This is a genomic window from Streptomyces sp. PH10-H1 (assembly GCF_030063355.1).
Taxonomy (GTDB): domain Bacteria; phylum Actinomycetota; class Actinomycetes; order Streptomycetales; family Streptomycetaceae; genus Actinacidiphila.
Genome location: NZ_JASISZ010000029.1, coordinates 55,239 through 71,658 on the forward strand (window position 1 = coordinate 55,239; position 16,420 = coordinate 71,658).

The 16,420-nt window shown below is 71.1% G+C and carries 7 protein-coding genes and 1 pseudogene; 3 read left to right on the forward strand and 5 right to left on the reverse strand.

Annotated elements, in window-relative coordinates:
• Nucleotides 1–6 precede the first annotated feature (6 nt).
• On the forward strand, nucleotides 7–2,742 hold the full coding sequence (locus QMK24_RS18995; RefSeq protein WP_283467422.1) for a glycosyl hydrolase 2 galactose-binding domain-containing protein: 2,736 nt from the start codon (nucleotides 7–9) through the stop codon (nucleotides 2,740–2,742).
• A 64-nt stretch (nucleotides 2,743–2,806) separates the two neighbouring features.
• Here the strand turns inward: QMK24_RS18995 and QMK24_RS19000 are convergent, their stop codons facing one another.
• The 3 genes and pseudogenes from QMK24_RS19000 to QMK24_RS19010 all read right to left on the reverse strand — a co-directional run bounded on the left by QMK24_RS19000 (nucleotide 2,807) and on the right by QMK24_RS19010 (nucleotide 7,322).
• Complete coding sequence (locus tag QMK24_RS19000) at nucleotides 2,807–3,850, reverse strand: DUF8017 domain-containing protein (protein WP_283467425.1); 1,044 nt, start codon at nucleotides 3,848–3,850, stop codon at nucleotides 2,807–2,809.
• Nucleotides 3,851–3,970: 120 nt separating this feature from the next.
• Nucleotides 3,971–5,965, reverse strand: a pseudogene (locus QMK24_RS19005) (pectate lyase-like domain-containing protein).
• Between the two features lie 97 nt (nucleotides 5,966–6,062).
• Nucleotides 6,063–7,322, reverse strand: a complete 1,260-nt coding sequence (locus QMK24_RS19010; RefSeq protein ID WP_283467428.1) for a ricin-type beta-trefoil lectin domain protein — start codon at nucleotides 7,320–7,322, stop codon at nucleotides 6,063–6,065.
• 645 nt (nucleotides 7,323–7,967) lie between these two features.
• On the opposite strand from QMK24_RS19010, the gene QMK24_RS19015 reads away from it, so the two are divergent.
• Together QMK24_RS19015 and QMK24_RS19020 are read left to right on the forward strand one after the other, a co-directional pair.
• On the forward strand, nucleotides 7,968–9,419 hold the full coding sequence (locus tag QMK24_RS19015; protein ID WP_283467430.1) for a dihydrolipoyl dehydrogenase family protein: 1,452 nt from the start codon (nucleotides 7,968–7,970) through the stop codon (nucleotides 9,417–9,419).
• A 142-nt stretch (nucleotides 9,420–9,561) separates the two neighbouring features.
• Nucleotides 9,562–10,062, forward strand: a complete 501-nt coding sequence (locus QMK24_RS19020; protein WP_283467431.1) for a MarR family winged helix-turn-helix transcriptional regulator — start codon at nucleotides 9,562–9,564, stop codon at nucleotides 10,060–10,062.
• A gap of 79 nt (nucleotides 10,063–10,141) precedes the next feature.
• Here the strand turns inward: QMK24_RS19020 and QMK24_RS19025 are convergent, their stop codons facing one another.
• Together QMK24_RS19025 and QMK24_RS19030 are read right to left on the reverse strand one after the other, a co-directional pair.
• Entirely contained in the window at nucleotides 10,142–12,532 is a 2,391-nt protein-coding gene (locus QMK24_RS19025; protein WP_283467454.1) for a SpoIIE family protein phosphatase, read from the reverse strand.
• 131 nt (nucleotides 12,533–12,663) lie between these two features.
• Nucleotides 12,664–16,170, reverse strand: a complete 3,507-nt coding sequence (locus tag QMK24_RS19030; RefSeq protein WP_502989155.1) for a HAMP domain-containing protein — start codon at nucleotides 16,168–16,170, stop codon at nucleotides 12,664–12,666.
• Nucleotides 16,171–16,420: the final 250 nt, after the last annotated feature.

Here is a 16,420-nt window from a genome sequence, read left to right on the forward strand (position 1 = left end):
CACAGCGTGTTCCTCCGTCCGGCACCACACCGTCGGCGGCAGGCCACGGCGGCCGCATTTGCCGTCCTCGGCCTCGCCCTCGCCCTCGTCCTTCCCGCCAGCGCCGCGCCCCCTGCCCCCGGCGCCGCCCGCTCCCCGGTACCCGTCACCGTCACCGCCCCGGGACCCGGCGCTGCGACCGCCCTGACCGGCTACGCCATCCAGTCCTCCGCGAAGGTCACCGACACCCCCGCTGCGGTCTCCACCCCTGGCTACCCCGCCGCCGGCTGGTACCCCGCAGGCCCGCGCTCCACCGTGCTGGCGGCGCTGCTCTCCAACGGCCGCTACGCGGACCCGTTCTACTCGCAGAACCTCAAGAAGATCCCCGCGGCGGACTTCACCGTCCCGTGGTGGTACCGGTCCGACTTCACCGTCGCCGACACGTCCGCGCGCACCTATCTCGACTTCAGCGGGGTCGTCTCGGCCGCCGACGTGTACGTCAACGGCAGCCGGATCGCGACCAAGGACACGGTGGCGGGCGCGTACACCCACCATGAACTCGACGTCACCGCCCAGGTCAGAGCGGGGACCAACACGGTCGCCCTCCTCGTGCAGCCCAACGATCCCAAGAAGAACCTGACCATGGGGTGGATCGACTGGCTCCAGCCCCCGCCCGACGAGAACATGGGCCTGGTCCGCGACCTCCTGGTCCGCCGCGGCGGACCCGTGGCCCTCCGGGACACGCATGTGGTCACCAGCCTCACCCTGCCCTCGCTCTCCTCCGCCGACCTGACCGTCAAGGCGCAGGCCCGCAACGACTCGCCGGACCCGGTCACCGCGACGGTCTCGGGCACGATCGGCCCCATCGCCTTCAGCCAGAGCGTCAGCCTCGCCGCGCACCAGAGCAGGACGGTGCTCTTCGCCCCGCCGGCCTATCCACAGCTGCGGGTGAACCACCCAGCGCTGTGGTGGCCCGCCGGCGTGGGCGCTCAGCCGCTCTACGACCTGCGGCTCACCGCAACCGTCTCCGGCGCCGTCTCGGACAGCGCGGACGAACGCTTCGGGATCAGGGACGTCAAAGCCCCGGTGGACGGCAACGGCGCGCGCCAGTACTCCATCAACGGCCGCAAACTGCTCATCAAGGGCGGCGGCTGGTCACCCGACATGTTCCTGCGCTGGGACCGGACGTACACCGAGGACCGGCTGCGGTACGCGCTGGATCTGGGCCTCAACACCATCCGGCTCGAAGGCCATATCGAACCGGATGAGTTCTTCGACCTGGCCGACCAGTACGGCATTCTGACGCTGCCCGGCTGGGAGTGCTGCGACAAGTGGGAGGGCAACGTCAACGGCGGTGAGCCCGGAGACAAGTGGACCGCGGCCGACTACCCCGTCGCCAAGGCGTCCATGGCCGCCGAGGCCGCCCGGCTGCGCGACCACCCCAGCGTGATCTCCTTCCTCATCGGCAGCGACTTCGCTCCCGACGCCACCATCGAGAAGAACTACACCGACGCCCTCCAGGCCGCCGACTGGCCGACGCCCGTCGTGGCCGCCGCCTCCGCATCCTCCGCTCCGGTGTCGGGACCGTCCGGAATGAAGATGTCCGGGCCCTACGACTGGGTGCCGCCCAACTACTGGTACGCCAAGCGGGAGGGCGGCGCGACCGGCTTCAACTCCGAGACCAGCGCCGGGCCCGACATCCCGACCGCCGACACCCTGCGCCGCACGCTGTCCCCCGCCGAGCTGGACACCCTCTGGAAGGACCCCACCGCCAAGCAGTACCACCGCTCCCCCTCATCGACCTTCAGCGACCTCAAGCTGTTCGGGAACGCACTGACCGGCCGGTACGGCAAACCGACCGGTCTGGACGACTACGTGCGCAAGGCGCAGCTGGCCCAGTACGAGAACGTCCGCGCCCAGTTCGAGTCGTACGGCCGCAATGCCTCGGACGGATCCAAGCCGGCCACCGGTGTCATCTACTGGATGTTCAACAGCGGCTGGACCTCACTGCACTGGCAGCTCGTCGACCGCTATCTCGACCAGGGCGGAGCCTATTTCGGCACCAAGAAGGCCAATGAGCCGCTGCACGTCCAGTACTCCTACGACACCCGCTCCGTGGTCCTGGTCAACAGCCGGCACGCCCCCGCGTCCGGACTGACCGCGCGGGTGAGCCTGTACAACACCGACGGGACGCTGAAGTACGACAAGTCCACCACCGGCCTGACGGTCGGCGGCGACGGTGCGAAGACGACCGCGCTCACAGTGCCGGCCACGGTGAGCGGACTGTCCACCACCTATCTGGCGAAACTCGTGCTGACCGACGCCTCGGGCACCGAGGTCAGCCGCAGCGTGTACTGGCTCTCCACCAAACCGGACGTCCTGGACTGGTCCAACACCGACTGGTACTACACGCCCACGACCTCCTACGCCGACCTCAAGGGGCTCAGCGCCCTGGCCCCGGCCACCGTCTCGGCGACCGCGCGGACCTCCGCCGGAAGCGATGGTACGTCCACGACCACGGTCACCCTCAGCAACACCGGGACCGGCAAGGCCCCCGCGCTGCTGACCGACGCCCATCTGGTGGACGGCGCGGGCACCCCTGTGCTGCCCGTGACGTGGTCGGACAACGAGGTCAGTCTCTGGCCGGGCGAATCGGTAACGCTCACCGGCTCGTACCGGACGGCGGACCTGCACGGATCCGCGCCCCGGGTGCGGATCTCGGGCTGGAACACCGCCACCGCGACCGTGGCCGCCGCCCGGTAGCGCAGCCGTGCGGGGCCGGGGCGGTTCGTCCGCTCCGGCCCCCGTGCCGCCGGGGACCGGCCGGTCAGTTCGCCGGAGCCGGCCGGACGGTGTTCATGATCTTCTCGATCTCGGCGGGTGTCAGCGCGCCGGGAACGCCCTGGTCGGCATAGATGACCCACTCGTGGACCGTGCCGTCCTTCAGTTTCATGGCGATGCTGCGCACGAGGGCGGTGGCCGGAACGCAGGAACTCGGGTGGTAGATCTGGGTGATCTTCGCGGTGGCCGTGAACCCGTCGATGCCGTTGTGCTTCCACGGGGTGGGCGCGCTGACCTCGATCTTCGGCTTGTGCTCCTTGCCGCCGTACGCGGCGAAGCCCCAGTTGCCGGCCACGTTGCGGGCGCTCTCCCCGACATCGCCCGTGTCACCGCCCTGGGTGCCGACCGTGGCGAGCTGCCCCTTGCCCGCGGTGCCGAAGCTGTTGGGGTTGGCCTGCGAGGCGCAGCCGCCCTCACGGTAGTCGGCCGTGCCGCTCATCGTGACGATCGGCTTGCCGTCCTTGCCGGTGTACGCGATCGCGACCGACTGCGGGAAGACCTTCCAGTGCGCGGAAGCGGGCGGTACGTCGTAGCGGATCTGGTGGGTGTCGCGGGTCTGTGTCTGCCAGCCCGCGATCATCGGCTTCTCCGCCCCGGGGTCGTCCGTACCGGTGCCGGCCGAGGAACCGGAAGCGGACGGGGAGAGCGCCGGCGTGGTCGGGCCCGGCGTGGGCTTCGCGTCGGTCTTGCCGTCCCCCCGGTTCATCGCGAAGGCGATCCCGCCGCCGATGACCGCGAGCGCGACGACAGCGCCTATCGCGGCGTACAGCCCTTTTCGGCCACTGCCGCCACCCGGCCCCGACGGCGGTTGAGGGGGCGCGCCGTAGCCCGGCGGCACGCCCGGCTGTTGCTGCGCCGGCGGCGGCGGCTGCGGCTGCGCACCGTACGCGGGCTCGCCGTACTGGGGGCCGGTGTTCTGGGGCCCGGTGTGCTGCGGTCCGGTGCCGGTGGGCGTCCATGCGGGCGGCGGCCCGAACCCGGGCTGTTGCGGTGGCTGCTGGGGGTCCTGGGGGTTCTGAGGCCATGACATGGCCGATACCCTACGGGGCGCCCGCTCTCCGCCCGCCGCGGGACATGCGCGTGCCGCGCCCGGCCGCCGGTGGGAGAACGGCGGCCGGGCGCGGAGTCACGGGGCCAGGAGCGGGACGGCCTAGGGGTAGCTGACGAGGTTGGCCACGTTGCTGCCCGAGTTGGACGGTCCTCCGGTGGAATTGATGATGTGGTTGATGGTTCCGGTACCGCCCAGGGAGACGGTCACCATGTCGTGGAACCTGACTCCCGCTGTGTTCGGGACCTCGAAGGAGTGCTCTTCGACGACGCCGGGATTGGCACTGAAGTAGCAGTAGCTCCCGAATCCCCATGCCTCATGGCTGGTGACCGAGTACGCGACCTTGTAGGCCGCGTAGCCTCTGGTACCCCCGTTCATCCAGGCCGCCTGGTTGGGCGGGTCGTAGGGAAGTTCGTTCTGGTAGAAGTACGTGCGCCCGCCGTTGCCGTTCCAGATGGTCTGGTACTGCTGGTAGTGCTCGACGAACAGGCCGTACATGGTGACGTTGTTCCCGTCACCACCAGGCCGGTGGCCGCGGTGTTCGAGGTCCAGCCGACGCCGCTGCCGTGGTCCGCTCTCCACAGCCACATGTGGTCGCCGATGACGTCGGAGCTGTTGATCACCAGGCTCTGGGTGGCCTTTCCGACGCCCGCGCCGCCGATGCGGAAGAACACATCGTGCAGGGAGGTCGGGTCGGCCGTGTGGCTCTGGGAGGAGCCGGCCGGGCCGATCTGCATCAGCAGCGGGGAGTTCACCGAGCCGGCGTCGATGAGCAGTCCGGCGAGCTTCACTCAGTCGACGTCGGCGACGGACAGCGCGGTGACGCCGTTGTCCGGGACCAGCGTGGCGAGCCCCAGGCCGAGCACGACCGTGTCGGGACGGGTCACCCTGATGGTGTCGTTCAGATGGTAGACGCCGGGGGTGAACAGCAGGTTCTTCCCCTGCGCGAGGGCCGCGTTGATGTCGGCCGCGGTCGCCCCCTGCTTGGCGATGAAGAACTGGCTGATGGGCAGCGAGGACCCGGCGGCCGTGCCGCCGGCCCAGGTGGTGCCCTGCGAGTTCGATCGGAGAGAGGGCACGAAGACCTGGTACGCGCCTGCCGCGTCGATGTAGAGGAAGGGCTTCTCCCTGGTCACCGGGGTCTGGTTGACCGTGGTGTAGGGCGGGTTGGGGAAGGTGTTGGCGGGCGCGTTGGTGTCGCCCACGAAGACCATGTTCCAGTTGGATCCGGCCCAGCTGCCCCACTGGCTGTTCCGCGACAGCCACTGCTGCTGCGAACCGGAGCGCACCTGGCCGTCGACCTTCGAGTCGGCCATGAAGCCGCCGCTGGACCAGCCGCCGTCGTCCAGCTGCAGATCGCCGCGTACGTGCATCCGCCGGTATGGCGCGGCCTGGGAGACCGGCCACCTGGGTGTAGAAGCCCACGTTGACGTCTGCGTTGTAGGTGCCCGGCTTGAACAGCAGCGCGAAGCGGTTGGCGCCGAACTGGTTGGTCTCCTGCTGGCTGAAGACGGTGTTCAGCCGGCTCTGGATCGTCGAGGCGGACATCAACGGATCGAAAACGGAGACGTTGGGGCCGAAGTCGGGGGTGCCGGGCGGCGGGTTGCCGGTCACGGGGGTCACCTGGAAGGACTGAGCCGTGGTGCCGTTGCAGGCCCACTGCTGGAGCTGGACGCTGTTGGACGTCGAGGCGCTCGGCACATCCAGGCACTTGCCGCTGTTACGGCTCACAAAGTGGTACGAACCGCCGGTCTCGTCCACCGGCAGCCATTCCTGGTTGGTGCCGCCGCCGTAGGTCCACAGGTGGATCAGGCCGCCGTCGGCGGTGGAGACGTCGGCGACGTCCCACACCTGTGCGGCGTTGCCCTGACTGTTGACCCGGACGTAGCCGTTGCTGGTGGCCTGGAACTGCCACTGCTGCGCCGCGGTTCCGTTACAGGTGTACTGCTGCACCGCGGTGCCGTTGGCCGTCGAGGCGGCGCGGGCATCCGCGCACAGGCCGCTGTTCTTGTTGGCTACGGTGACCGGCCCTGTCGGCAGGGCCGCCGCCGCCTTCGCGGTGGGAAGCAATATGAGCGTCCAGCAGGTCACGGCGATGACGAGGAACGCCGGCGCCAGTGGCGCCGCTCTCCTGCTCGCGAGTCGTGTTGTCACGGGGTCCTTCCTGTCATTTCCTTGTGCGGCGTCGTGGTCGTCAACTGGGGGGAACCCACTGCTGGTTGGCCGTGGTTGAGCAATCCCACAGCTGGAGCCGCGTGCCGTTCGCGGAGCTCTGACCGGTGGCGTCGAGGCAGCGGCCCGACTGGGGGTTCACCAGATTGCCGCCGGAGCGGGTCCACTTCTGGGCCGTACCGCCGCGGCAGTCCCACAGCTGGATCTTCGTGCCGTTCGCGGTGCCCTGACCGGTGGCGTCCATGCACTTGCCCAGCGCCCGCAGCGAGCCGTCCGCGGCGACGGTCCAGGTCTGGGCGGCGGTGCCGTTGCAGTCGTAGAGCTGTACGACGGCGCCGTTGGCGGAATTCGCGGCCGCCACGTCGACGCACTTGCCGGCGATGCCGGTGATCCGTCCGGTGGGCTCGGTCCCGCCACCGCCGCCGGTGCCGCCGGTGATCGCGTTGAAGGTGCCGACGAACTGGTACGGGCTCTGCGATGTGCCGCTGCAGGTGTCGGACAGCGTGCCGTTGGTGGCGCAGGCCTTGTCGCGGCCCAGCGCCCAGAACGACAGCTCCTGAATGCCGTGACTGGCGGCGAAGGTCTCCAGCGCGGTGGCGTTGGCGGTGGTGAAGACGGTGAAGACCTCGTTGGTCGAGTCGTTCACCCCGATCATGGGCGTGTTGCCCTCCATGGCCCACAGCTGGTCGGAGGAGTTGGCCGGCCAGATCTGGCCGAGCTGGCCGTGCAGGGCGGTGGCGGCGTCGATGGCGGCCTGGCCCATGTCCATCGAGGGCCCGTAGTCCATGGTCATGATGTTGACGACGCTCACGTTGAGGCCGCGGCTCTTCGCGTTGTTGAGCAGGCTGATCGAGTTGGATTCCAGCCCGGTGGGGTTGACCGGCCGGGTGTAGTCGACGGCCAGGGTGCGGCCGGCCGCCGCGTACTGCTGCTGCAGGGCGGCGAGCGCCTGGTTGCGGCGGTCGTTGGCGGCGGTGTCGTTGAGCGCTCCGCCTTCGATGTCGAGGTCGATGCGGGTGAGGTTGAGGGTGTCGATGACTCTCTTGTACTGGGCCTGGAGGGTGGATACCGACGTACATGCCTGGCCGAGTTCGGTACCGGAGGCGCCGCCGAAGGAGGCGATGACATCGCCGCCCGAGGCGCGCAGGCTGTTGATGGCACTGGTCCATCCGGCGTCGCCGATGTCGGTGGAGCCGTTGAACGTCGCGTTGCATCCACCGCCGCCGATGACGAAGGCGAGGGTGAAGTACTTCAGACCGGTGGCGGCCTGGGCGCTGGCCATCGCGGAGGGCGAGTTCCAGGTCTCGACGTAGGGGGCCGCGTAGTGCGCGGGGAATCGGGGAATCCGGGCCCGGGGTTGGCCGCGGCGTTCGCGGCCGGGCTGCTGCCGAGCAGCAGCCCGGCGGACATGACCGGGATCGCCGCGGCGACCAGGGTTTTCTTCAGACGTGACCAGGGCATGGCTGTCCTCCGGAAGGTGCGCAGGGAAAGCGCGTGGGGGTGCCCGCCGCCGCAGGGGTGGCGGGGTCCTGACCGTGTGGTGCGCAGACCACGGCACGGCGCCGATGTGGTGCGGCTCCGGGCATGCTGCGGCCGGTCGTGAGGGCGTGCGGGACTGCGGTGCGGCCGAGGTGGGTGGCCGTGGTGGGACGAGCCGCCGGAGAGCTGGTGGGGGGTCGGAGGCGGCTGCCGGGAGAGGCCACGTATGGAAGTTGCAGGGTCGAGACTTCTTTTATCACCACTTAGTTCAAGGGGTGGTTGAACTCGCGTGATCATGGTCGCGTCAAGGGTCTGGACCAATCAAATGGAACTCGCCCCACCGGCGCCGTCCGCACCCCTCCCCGCCCGCGTGGCGGGTGGTGGCCGTAGGGGGGCCGGTCCGCAAAGATGGCACCCGGACGCCCGCCCCCTGCAGACAGGCCCCTTCATGAACCACTCCCTCCAGTCACCCGGGACCACGACGTACGACGTCATTGTGATCGGCGCGGGCCCGGTGGGTGAGAACCTCGCGGACCGCACGCGCGCCGCCGGTCTGACCACCGTCGTCGTGGAGAGCGAACTGATCGGCGGCGAATGCTCCTACTGGGCCTGTATGCCCAGCAAGGCGCTGCTGCGCCCGGTGGCCGCGCTGGCGGGCGCCCGGGGCGTCGCCGGGTCGCGCGAAGCCGTGAGCGGCGGCCTCGACGCCGCCGCCGTACTGGCCAGACGGGACGATTTCGCCTCGCACTGGAAGGACGACGGGCAGGCGTCATGGCTGGAATCGGTCGGTGTCGACCTGGTGCGCGGCCAGGGCCGGCTCGACGGCCCACGGCAGGTGCGCGTCCGTACCACCGAGGGGACGGACCTGCTGCTGACCGCCCGTCACGCGGTGGCCGTCTGCACCGGCAGCCGCGCCCTCCTGCCGGACCTGCCCGGCCTCGCACAGGCGCGCCCGTGGACGAGCCGGGAGGCCACCTCGGCGCCGGCGGTCCCCGGCCGGCTGGTCGTGGTGGGCGGCGGCGTGGTCGGCGTCGAGATGGCGACGGCCTGGCAGGCACTCGGCGCGCAGGTCACCCTGCTGGTGCGCGGCCCGGGGCTGCTGCCCCGGATGGAGCCCTTCGCCGGCGAATCGGTCGCGGCGTCCCTGACCGAGGCCGGAGCGGTCGTGCGCACCGGAATCGACGTGGCGGCCGTCCGCCGGGAGACACCGTCCTCCCCGGTGACGGTGGTCCTGGCCGGCGGGGAGGAGATCGAGGCCGACGAGGTGCTGTTCGCCACCGGCCGCGCCCCGCGGACCGACGGCCTCGGTCTTGAGACCGTCGGCCTCACCGATGGATCATGGCTGGAAGTCGACGACACCTGCCGGGTCACCGCCGTCGACGGCGGCTGGCTGTACGCGGTCGGCGACGTCAACCACCGCGCGCTGCTGACCCATCAGGGCAAGTACCAGGCCCGCATCGCGGGCGCCGCCATCGGCGACCACGCCGCGGGCCGCCCGCTGGACACCTCGCCCTGGGGCCCGCACGCCGCGACCGCCGACGTGGCGGCGGTCCCGCAAGTGGTGTTCACCGAACCCGAGATCGCCTCCGTCGGCCTGACCGCGCAGGAGGCCGAACGCGCCGGGCGCCGGGTCCGCGTCATCGACCACGACCTGGGACAGGTCGCGGGCGCCTCCCTCTACCAGGACGGCTATCGCGGTCAGGCCCGCATCGTCATCGACCTGGACCGCGGCCACCTCATCGGCGCCACCTTCGCCGGCCCCGGCGTCAGCGAACTCCTGCAGTCCGCCACCATGGCCATCGCCGGCGAGATCCCGGTGGGCCGGCTGTGGCACGCCGTCCCCGCCTACCCGACGATCAGCGAGATCTGGCTCCGGCTGCTGGAGACGTACCGCCAGTGAACGACGACCGGTGGGGGCGGGCCGGGTAGGTGCGAAGGGGCGTTCGCCGATGGCCGGACGCACCTGTGGCCGGTGGGGCGGTACTCACCGGCGGAGACCTGAAAGCTGACAGGCGGGGTCGGACGATGCGAAGGTGAAGGGTATGCACTCCTCCCGATCCGCAACCCGCCTTGAGGAGACGGCAGGCGCCGCCTCGGAGATCACCGAGCTTCTTGAGGTGTTGTGGGGGCGCGGGCGCGACGATGCCGCCGCCCCGGTGTCCGCCTCGCAGCTGCGCGTGCTCTTCATACTCGCGGACAACGAGGGCATCAATCTGCGCACCCTCTCCGCGGCGCTGGGATCGGCCCCGCCGTCCGTCAGCAGACTCTGCGACCGCCTGCAGGCCGTCGGATTCCTCGAACGCGATCCCAATCCGGCCAGCCGCCGTGAGGTACGGCTGCGGCTCAGCGGGCGCGGGGAGGCGTTCCTCAACGAACTGCGGGACCGGCGCCGTGAACAGCTCTCGCAGGTCCTGGCCACGATGCCGCCGTCCGCGCGGACGGAACTGCTGAGCGGGCTGCGCGCCTTCCGGGACGCGGCCGGGCCGGGAACTTCCCTGCGCGCGGCGCTGGACGTCTCCGCCGTTTCCGCGCACATCGCGTAACCGCGGTCCCCGGCTCACATCGTGCTCACCGGGCGGGAGGGGCTGGCCGGGCCGGCCGGGCCGGCCGGGCCGGCCGGATTCACCGCAGCCGGAAGCCGATGACGCAGGTGTCGTCGTCGGTGTCGGAGTTGCTGTGGGTGAGCAACCGGTCCAGGTCCTCCTCCAGGTCGCCGGTGGACGGCCCGGCATCACGCAACAGCTGTTCCAGCGCCTGGTTGACCGTGCGGTCACGGCGCTCCAGCAGTCCGTCGGTGTACATCAGCAGGGTGTCGCCGGACTCCAGGACGAGGGTCTCCTCCACGTAGTGCGCCTCGGCGACGGCGCCCAGCAGGATGCCCGCGGGCATCGGCAGCACCATGGACCGTGCGCCCCGGACGAGGACCGGCGGCGGATGTCCGGCCCTGGCCCAGCGGACCACCCGGGTCGGCGGGTCGTACAGGCCGCAGACCACGGTGGCCGTGACATTTTCGGTGAGCCGGTGGGCGACGGCGTTGAGCCAGCCCAGCAGCTGGCCCGGGCCGGCGCCGGTCGCCGCCAGGCCGCGCAGGGCGTTGCGCAGGACCACCATGCCGGTGGCCGCGTGGATCCCGTGTCCCGCGATGTCTCCGACCACCAGCAGGACCTGTTTGCTGGGCAGCACGGCGGCGTCGTACCAGTCGCCGCCGACCAGATGGCCCTTCTCCGCCGGGCGGTAGCGGACCGCGACCTGCAGTCCGGACGCGTCGATGGGGGCGGGGGCCGCCGGCATGATGGCGCGCTGCAACTGCAGGGCGAGCAGGTCGCGTTCGTCGGCGCGCTGCTCGGAGTCGGCGAGCTGGTCGCGGGTGGCCGCCAGGGCGACCTCCGTCCAGTGCTGTGCGGAGACGTCCTGGTAGGCGCCGCGTACGGTCATCGGACCGCCCGCCGGATCCGCCGCCGGTTCCGCGACCACGCGGATGTACCGGACGACACCGTCGGGGCGCAGCAGGCGGAACGCCGTCGAGGCGGGGCGGCGCTGGTGCAGAACCGCCCGCAGGAAGCGGCCGATGACGTCGGCGTCATCAGGGTGAGCGTGGTGCCGCAGCCGTTCCAGTGGGATCGGCAGGGACTGCGGCGGCAGCCCGTAGATGTCGAAGAGCTGGCTGTTCCAGATGACCTCGCCGGTCGCCGGGGTCTCCTCGAAGCCGCCGATCCGGCCGAGGCGCTGGGTGTGCTCCACCAGGGCCGCCAGCCGGGTCACCTCGTCCTCGGTGCGCCAGGTCACCAGTAGGGCGTCGCCGAACCGTCCGATGCCCAGGGCCGCGGTCGCGGTCGGCGTCGCGTCGTCCATGACGGCCGGGAGCACCATCCGGTCGGTACGGAACGCCTCGCCGGTGGCGTGAACGCACTCCGCCCGTTCGTACAGCCCGCCCTCGGCGGCCGCGAGCGGGTAGGCCTCCAGCAGCCGGCGTCCGGTGAGGTCGGCACGGGGGCGGCCGGCGAAGTCCGCGAAGCGGGCGTTGGTGTACGTGATGCGGAAGTCGCGGACCTGTCCCTGGTCGTCCAGGAGTGGGCGGAGGACCAGGGCGGGATTCAGGAGCCCGTCGGCGAGGCCGGCGAGTCGGGCGGCGCTGTCGGCGCGGTCCGGTTCGCCGCCGGCGGGCTGGTCGGCGGGGCCGGTTCCGTCGAGAGTGTGGGCACACAGCCCGGCCAGGGCGGTGAGCTGGCGGTGGACGGCGGGCGGCAGCGGCCCGCCGGGTTCCGGCCAGCACACTTCCAGGACGCCCACCGTGCGGCCGGCGCGCTGGGCGGGTATCAGCGCCCGGGCTCCGTTGCTGGCACCGGACCTGCCGATGGACGCCGCGGCGGCCGGCGGTGCGCCGTGCCACAGCGTCCGGTGCGACTCCAGCGCCTGCTGGGCCAGCGTCCCCACCCGGGGCGGCACATACCGCCAGCGGACGGCCTCCGCGTCGGGGAACCCCGCGCTGCCGGCGAGGGTGAGCGATCCGTCGGGGGCGGCCCGCCACACCGCGGCGGCGGTGGCGCCCAGCGGCTCCAACGCGTGGACCAGCAGCGACTGCGCGACCGTTTGCGCGTCGGTGCCGCTGAGCGCTCCCGACTCGGCGACCCGCAGCCGTACGGACGCGGGAGGCGCCGCGCGGTCGGCCCCGTCGTCGTCCTCCGGGACCGGGCCGGCCCGCGACAGCGGGTCGTGAGCCGCTTCGTTGACGATGTCGGCGGCCAGCTCGGCCTGCGGGAGACCGGCACGGGCCGCGAGCTGCTCCAGATGTCTGGCCGCCTCGGCGGGGCCGTCCAGGCCGCGTTCGACCAGGATCCCCTTCGCCAGCTCGATCAGTCCCCGAGCGGCGGCGGCGCTCTCCTGCGCCTCGAGCCGCCGCTGCAAACCCTCCACGACGGCAGCCAGCCGTTCCACACCGTGCCCGCCCGTTCCGGTCACCGCGTGCGCGCCGGGTGCTGCCGGCGTGTCGGTGTCCTGCGGGGTATCCGGCATGCGGTCGTCCACGGGCGGGTCCTCCGGGTCGGGATCAGGGTCCGGCCAGGTGTCCGGCCAGCTGTCCGGTCCGGGCGCGGGAAGGAGCGTGAGCAGGAAGGAGCGTGAGCGGCGGGCAAGTGGCGGGTGGTCTACCGCAGCCAGCGCCGTATACAGGCCACCAGTGCGGCGGAGTCCACCGGTTTGGTGACGTAGTCGTTGGCGCCGGAGGCCAGGCTCTTCTCCCGGTCCCCGTGCATCGCCTTGGCGGTCACCGCGATGATCGGCAGATCGGCGTACTCGGGCATCGCCCGGATCGCGGCGGTGGCCGCGTAGCCGTCCATCTCCGGCATCATCACATCCATCAGAATCAGGTCGACGGCGGGGTTCAGATCCAGGGCGTCGATGCCCTTGCGACCGTTCTCCGCGTGCAGGACCCGCACTCCGTGGAGTTCGAGCATGCTGGTGAGCGCGAAGACATTGCGGGTGTCGTCGTCGATCACCAGGATCGTCCGGCCCTCGAGCCCGCGGGCGTTCGCGCCGCCACCCGCTGCCTCCCGCGGCCGGTGCGACGTCAGGTGGCGGGCGATGCGCTCACGCAACTCGTCAAGACCGGCGAGCACTTCCAGCGGACGGGTGCGGGCCCGCTCGGCGATCAGCCGTTCCTGCGCCGGGTCCAGCCGCCGGGTGGGGTGGACGAGGACGGGCACCTCTCGCAGCGCCGGATCGCTCATGATCGCATCGAGGGAGCGCAGGCCGCCCTCCCCGTTCGCGTCCAGTCCCAGCACCACGCAGTCGTAGGGCTCGGTGGTGAGTGCTTCCGCCGCCTCCACTGCCCCCGCCGCGCTGCGCAGCCGCACCCGGCCGCGCGGGTCGGCCGGGCCCCGGCCGTGATCGAGGTCGGCGACGACGCTTTCGGCGACGAGCGAGAGCAGCCCGCGCTGCTGGTCCTCGATGACCAGCAGCCGGCGCCGCTCGGACTCCCGCTCGCCCGCCGCCCGGTTCCGGTTCCACTGCCGTTCCTGCTCCTGGTGCCGCTCCCGCTCCGGTTCCGGCGATGACAGGACGAGCGGCTCCGCGACCGCGTCGCCTCCGGTCGCGGCGCCCTGCAGAGCCGCGAAGTCGGGCCGGGCGACGGGCAGATGGAAGGTGAAGACGCTGCCCTCGCCGGGAGCGCTGGCCGCCTGGATGGTGCCGCCCAGCAGCTGGGCGATCTCCCGGCTGATGGACAGCCCCAGGCCGGTGCCGCCGTAGCGGCGGCTGGTGGTGCCGTCGGCCTGCTGGAAGGCGCCGAAGATCGCTTCGAGTTGCTGTTCCGCGATGCCGATGCCGGTGTCGCGCACCTCCAGGGCCAGCATGGGTCCCTGGGATCTCGCCGACGGCGGGAGGCCGGCGGGCGTGGCCGCGAAGACGCGCAGCGCGACCTCGCCCGCTTCGGTGAACTTCACCGCGTTGGACATCAGATTGCCGAGGACCTGCCGCAGCCGGGCGTCGTCGGTGAGGACCTCCGTGGGCGCACCGGGCACCACCTCGACCCGGAAGTCCAGGCCCTTCTGGGTGGTCAGCGGGCGGAAGGTGGACTCCACGTAGTCCACCAGCTGCCGCAGCGGAACCCATTCGGGAGCGACGTCCATCCGGCCGGCCTCGACCTTGGACAGATCGAGGATGTCGTTGATCAGCTGGAGCAGGTCGGATCCGGCGGAGTGGATGACGCCCGCGTACTCGACCTGCTTGGACGTGAGGTTGTGGTGCGGGTTCTGGGCGAGCAACTGGGCCAGCACCAGGAGGCTGTTGAGCGGGGTGCGCAGCTCATGGCTCATGTTGGCCAGGAACTCGGACTTGTACTTCGAGGCGAGCGCGAGCTGCTGGGCACGCTCCTCCAGCTCCTGGCGGGCCTGCTCGATCTCCAGGTTCTTGGTCTCGATGTCGCGGTTCTGGGTGGCCAGCAGGGCCGCCTTCTCCTCCAGTTCGGCGTTGGAGCTCTGCAACTCCTCCTGCCTGACCTGCAGTTCGCCGGAGCGCGCCTGCAGCTCGGCGGCGAGCCGCTGCGACTCGCCCAGCAGTTCGTCGGTGCGGGCGTTGGCGACGATGGTGTTGACGTTGGCGCCGATGGTCTCCATGAGCTGGTCGAGGAAGTCCCGGTGGATCTGCGTGAACCGGTGCACGGAGGCGATCTCGATGACGCCCAGCACCTGGTTCTCCACGACGATCGGCAGCACGATCAGGCTGGCGGGGGGCGTGTGGCCGAGCCCCGAGGAGATCACATAGCCCGCCGGGACGTCGTCCACGGCGATGGTGCGGCGGCTGCGGGCCGCCTGGCCGACGAGGGACTGGCCGAGCCTGAAACGGCTGGGCCGGTCCTGCGATCCGGTGCCGGACGGGTAGCCGTAGGAGCAGATGAGCTGGAGCTCGGTGCCCTCGGGTGTGTCCTCGGCCAGATAGAACGCCCCGTACTGCGCGGCGACGAGCGGCGTCAGCTCGTCCATGATCAGTTCGGCGACGACGCCCAGGTCCCGGCGGCCCTGCATGAGGCCGGAGATCCGGGCGAGGTTGGACTTGAGCCAGTCCTGCTCCTGGTTGGCCCGGGTGGTCTCGCGCAGCGACTCGACCATCGAGTTGATGTTGTCCTTGAGGTCGGCGACCTCGCCGGAGGCGTCCACCGAGATCGACCGGGTCAGGTCGCCCTCGGCGACCGCGCCGGTGACCTCGGCGATGGCACGGACCTGCCGGGTGAGGTTCCCCGCGAGCCCGTTGACGTTCTCCGTGAGCCGCTTCCAGGTCCCCGAGACGCCCTCGACCTCGGCCTGGCCGCCGAGCCGGCCCTCGCTGCCCACCTCGCGGGCCACCCGGGTCACCTCGGCGGCGAACGACGACAGCTGGTCGACCATCGTGTTGATCGTGGTCTTGAGCTCGAGGATCTCACCGCGCGCGTCCACGTCGATCTTGCGGGTGAGGTCGCCCCGGGCGACGGCGGTGGTCACCTGCGCGATGTTGCGGACCTGGCTGGTGAGGTTGTTGGCCATGGAGTTGACGTTGTCGGTGAGGTCCTTCCACGTGCCGGCCACGTTGGGCACCCGGGCCTGGCCGCCCAGCATGCCTTCGGTGCCGACCTCGCGGGCGACCCGGGTCACCTCGTCGGCGAAGGCGGACAGGGTGCCGACCATCGTGTTGATCGCCTCGGCCAGCGCGGCGACCTCGCCCTTCGCCTCGACGCTGATCCGCTGCGACAGGTCGCCCTTGGCGACGGCCGTCGAGACCTGCGCGATCGAGCGGACCTGGGTGGTGAGGTTGCCCGCCATGACGTTGACGGAGTCGGTGAGGTCCTTCCACGTTCCGGACACGCCCGGTACGACCGCCTGGCCGCCGAGCCGCCCGTCGCTGCCGACCTCGCGGGCCACCCGGGTCACCTCGGAGGTGAACAGCGACAGCTGGTCGACCATGCCGTTGAAGACGGTGGCGATCTCGCCGAGCAGCGCTGTGCCGTCGCCGGGCAGCCGGGTGCCGAAATCACCGTCTCGTACGGCCGTCAGTCCCACGAGCAACCTGCGGAGTTCCGGCTCGCCGACCGGCCCGGTGCGATCCGCCGCGCGGTCCCCGGTCCCGTCCTGCTCACCGCCCGACCGGCTCCGCGGCGGTCTCACCCGCGCGTCCGCATTCACCATGTCGCCCATGCCAGCCCTCATCCCGCCATCACGTCGTCACCGCATGCCGAGCGGGCGCCCCGAGGCACTTTCCTCTTAGTTGCCACATGACAAATGTTGCCTGCCACTTGGGAGGCTAGACCAGCATCCCGCCTTCCCGGGCCACACGCCAGGACTTCTTCCGGGGCCGCCGTACGACCTCGGAAGGACCACGGTGTAATCCTTCGGCTCGAGGCGGGCAGACTCCCCAGCGAGCACAATGAACCCT